Source organism: Chamaesiphon sp. VAR_69_metabat_338, from assembly GCF_031423935.1.
Taxonomy (GTDB): Bacteria; Cyanobacteriota; Cyanobacteriia; order Cyanobacteriales; family Chamaesiphonaceae; genus Chamaesiphon.
This window is the reverse complement of sequence record NZ_JANPGM010000328.1, coordinates 1-4490: the sequence shown is the minus strand read 5'-3', so window position 1 is coordinate 4490 and position 4490 is coordinate 1. Positions and strand designations below refer to the sequence as shown.

Sequence of the window (4490 nt, the reverse complement as noted above, 5' to 3'; positions counted from 1 at the left end):
AGGGGGCTAAGAGCGGATTCTTAGTCCCCCTTAAAAAGGGGGATTTAGGGGGATTTCTAGGATGCGTGCTTAACAGATCAGACTTTCCAGACATTCTCTTATCGAACTAGTGATTTATTTGGTTTCGATGTTTGCTTGACTAAGTTTACAGATTGGATTGGCAATTGTTTCATGTAATCTTTTAAGTTAGCTAATGATAAAACTACTGTGACATACAGCAGCCAATAAATCTCATTTTGGACTAGCAATGCACTCTCCGTCTGGTTCGATAGCCAAAAATAAATAATGTATAAGATCGGCCACATAGCGTCGGCGGTTCGACATTTACGCACCCAAACTAAACCTCGGATCGAACTTAGTACCAAGCCGATTGAAAATACACCTAATCCCAACAAACCTAAATCCAACCACAGATCTAACAGCCCATTGTGTGAATTGGGCGGCGTCCAACCCGTCACCCTCCACACATAAGCACATTCACTATCCCAATCTCGTCCCCAGAAGCCACTAAAACCATAGCCAAGCCAAGGGCGTTGCCCAATCTTATCTAATACTGCCGGCCAGAGATCGACACGACCTGTCAGTGAGGCATCTTTACCAAACGAACTCAGGAGCTTTGCCATATTATCGAGCAGCCAGAGATTTGTCACTATGGCAACAATCGCGAGGGCAAACATCATGGGGATCATCATTGGATAAGGCAACCGGACGATTTTTACCAACCAAAAAATGGCAGCAATGATGAGAAAATTAATCAGTGAGGAAGAAGAACTTGACATCACTAATAGCAGTACAGATAAACCCAGGCCACTCCACAGTAAAATTTGATGTCTACGTTCGTTTAAAGCGGTAAGCGCGAAAATCAGGCTACTGAGAATCATGGATTTACCCAGCACATTCTTATGGGTGAACATCCCCCGCCATTTACCCGCGTGCGTGCTTGTCATAATGCCATATTTCGGTAAAGCAATTGCAAAGATCAGACTGAGGGCGATCGCGATCCCAAACGCCCAAGCTAGTAATTGAAGCTGTTCTCTGAGGCTGTAGCGACTAGCTAAATACAGTCCAAATAAGCTACTGCCGAGCAGCGCAATATTGCGCACGATCGACACTGCTGGGACGACAGACCACAAGATTGACAGGAGCGACACCGCTAACAAGGTGGAAATAAATCGATCTTTACGTAAGACAGATAAGACACTTTTCCATCTGAGTGTCAGCAGAATCAAGGAAATGGCAAAATTAATAAAAAATAAGAGTTGAATGACTGGGTAAGAGGTGGCTCCGATCGAATTATCGCCTTCACTTTCACCACCCGATAAAATTACGATGATGGGGCCGCCCATATAATGCAGCAGAGAGAGAACTGTAAATATCTTTTCTGCTACTACCATTCTGTTCATATCCACGAGTTCCAAGATTAATTCCGCTCTATTGTGACATCTAGCGATCGACTATAATTTTTTTAAAGTTGAATGATAGCAGGCAACATAAAGAATCCAAGTCAGACTATTGGAAGAAAATAAATTGGTCTCAGTCAAGTTAAGTAACACCATATAGAGCAGATATAATAGCGGCCAGACACCTTCTACTCGATCGTGACTGCGGAGATAGGTTAACGATCTGATCGAGTATCGCCACAGCCCCGTGCCGAAGATAATGACGCCGACTAAACCCAGATCGAGCCACAGTGCTAACAAGCCATTATGGGGATGATTGGGAGTCCATTGGATCGCGCGCCAGATCTGCGCAGCTTGGCCATCCCAGCCTTGCCAAAATCCACCGTAACCATAGCCCAGCCACGGCTGTTTTTGAATCATCTCCCAGACAAAGCCCCACAGCGGCGTTCGGCCACTAATGGTCGGATCTTTACCAACTGACACCGCCAACAATTCGAGATTACGATTGAGCCAGATCGACAAACTAAAACCGATGGTGACGCAACTCAGCAGAGCCGGAATCATCAGCTGGTAGCGGAGTTTTAAAACATTCAGGACGAAAAAAAATGGCATAGCGATCGCCACATTAACGACCGAGGCCGTCGATTTTGCCATTATCAATAACGCGATCGAACCCACTAATCCCATCCATGCTAGATAAGATTTGCGATTGTCGATAATCAATGCGGTAAAGACGAGGATGCTCAACCCCATCATTTGACCCAAACCATTCTTGTGTGTATAGATTCCCCGCATGGCTCCAGCATGAAAATCTTGCATCATGCCATATTGGGGAATTACCACTGCAAATGCTACGCTCAAGACGATCGCGATCCCAGCGGCAACAGCAATTAATTGCAATTGCTGTTCGATCCGATAGCGGGTTGCTAAGTAGAGACCAAACATACTCGATCCGACGATCGTGATACTATCTTTGATTGTAATTGACCGATCGAAAGACCAGAGGATCGACATCACGGCTAAACCTACGAGCAGCCCGATCCATTTGTCTTGAGCGAACGCGTAGAGTACCTTCCGCCACCTCAGCAGCAAGAGCGCGAAGGTGATTAAATAGATCGCAAAATAACAGATGCGGATGAGCGATGTATCGTAAGTCACTTCTACATCTACCTCTCCGGCACCACCAGAGATAAGTAGGGTCAATACTCCGCCGGTATAAATTATTATAGAGATTACTGTAAATGCCTGCTCTAACCACAAATAAGTTTTGCTCATGCGACCTCAATTGCACGAGCATAAACAGCGGCTGTTTGGGCGGCAATTTTTGACCAACTTAAATCTTGACTGGCGCGCTCTAGTGCGGCTGTCCTCAATTTTGCTTGAAGTTGGCGATCGCCAAACAGCCGGATGATGGCAGCAGCTAGAGCTGGGACGTCACCTGGTGGGACGAGTAAACCATCCCGTTCGTGTTTGACCATTTCACCGACACCACCGACATCGGAGGCCACAATCGGCGTCCCGGTGCCATAGGCGAGAGCGGCTACGCCACTTTGAGAAGATTCAATGTAGGGCAAGACAGCGATCGCACTCCGCTCGAAAATACCAGCCACTGCTTCGTTAGGAATATAGTCATTCAAGATCTCGTAGTGTTGGCGGTTATAGCCAGCAGGGAAGTATGAGTCTAAGTTTTCGCCCCTACCGGCAATTAGTAACTTGACGTCTGGAAACTGCTTGGCGACGAGTGGAATGGCTTCAATCAAGTATTTTAAGCCTTTATACGGCCAGATCCGACCGAAAAATAGCAGCGTATGCGGCTCGCGCACTACGCTGTGAGCCTTGCCAGCAATCTGGCGGTACAAACTACCCAGTTCGCCGTGGGGGATGGCATTAATCCGCGCGGCAGGGATACGAAAGTCCCGAGCTAGGGTGTCTTTTAAGACTTGGGCGTGAACGATCAGTTGTTGAGAGCGATAGAAGGCAATTCGTTTGGTATACTCGACGCCTGGAGTATTGCCGCGATCGCCAGGATGCGGCGCGATATCGTGGATGGTCGTCACCAATGGTGGCATCCGATTGAATAATAGGGTCAGATCGTACCAGTAATCAAAAGTTTCTTGGACGTGCAGCACGTCGGGATCGACCTCGCGAATGATGCGCATCATCGCGCGCATCGATCGCCAATTTCCGGGATAGCGACTCCGTGCTGGCTTAGGAAAACTCCGGATCTGAATCCGAGGATCTGCCAGTTGTTGACAAACAGGAGATAGTTTTTCGGGATGAATTAAGGTCAACTCGACATGGTCTGCTAGCGCATTGGCAAGACCGATCGTATACTCGGCAAATCCAAAATGTAGGAGTGCTACTTTTAACATTATTAGTTTAGATATTTATTTTTAGTTAATGATGATTATTTAACGACGGATTAGATTAGATTGTGCGATCGACTCTTGTTGTTGCGTCAACAATATCATAGCTTTAGATAACAGCTATTAATTGAGATTGTATTTAAAAATAAGCTCCTCCTGGCTTGCGAGGAATTAATAATCCAGCAAAGACCAGATAGGATAATGTGGCGATCGAGATCGTGACAATCAGATTATTTTGGCCGATCCGATCGAGCACTAAAAATACGATCGACATCAAAATACTAATCGATATCGGACGACGCATGATTTTTAGGAATCGGAGCACAAATAACCGCGTACTGACAAAGAACAGCATCACGCTAAAATTTGTAAAACTGATTGCTAAGCTCATATACGCAGCACCCATCAATTTAAATTGAGAGATTAAAATGATGCCTGCTAAACCACCGACAACAGTGGTGATCGCAACTTCAATAAGATTTAATTTTTCTAAGCCGTTAGCAATTAACAATAGATTAAAAGGTCGAGAAAAGGCAGCAGTAATTAAGGATAGCGAGATGATATGTAGGATTATGGCTCCATCTACAAAACTTTGGTTTTCATAGATAAACATCAATAATCGATCGCCAATAAAGTAAATCCCAACTAAAAAAGGCAGGCTGATACACAGGAGAATTTCGATCGCATTCTCTGCCACCTGTCGCTGTTTTTTCAGACCTTCTGC

The 4490-nt window shown here is 45.5% G+C and carries 4 protein-coding genes; all 4 read right to left on the bottom strand.

The window, feature by feature from the left end; all coding sequences use genetic code 11:
• Positions 1–98: 98 nt before the first annotated feature.
• Positions 99–1403: an O-antigen ligase family protein gene (locus RMO84_RS09405; protein WP_310488212.1), complete on the bottom strand. Its 1305-nt coding sequence runs from the start codon at positions 1401–1403 to the stop codon at positions 99–101.
• Between the two features lie 51 nt (positions 1404–1454).
• Entirely contained in the window at positions 1455–2675 is a 1221-nt protein-coding gene (locus RMO84_RS09400; RefSeq protein ID WP_310488211.1) for an O-antigen ligase family protein, read from the bottom strand.
• Positions 2672–3772: a glycosyltransferase family 4 protein gene (locus tag RMO84_RS09395; RefSeq protein WP_310488210.1), complete on the bottom strand. Its 1101-nt coding sequence runs from the start codon at positions 3770–3772 to the stop codon at positions 2672–2674. The genes RMO84_RS09400 and RMO84_RS09395 overlap by 4 nt, the downstream gene beginning before the upstream one ends.
• Before the next feature lie 133 nt (positions 3773–3905).
• On the bottom strand, positions 3906–4490 hold a 585-nt coding region (locus RMO84_RS09390; RefSeq protein ID WP_310488209.1), incomplete at its 5' end, for a polysaccharide biosynthesis C-terminal domain-containing protein.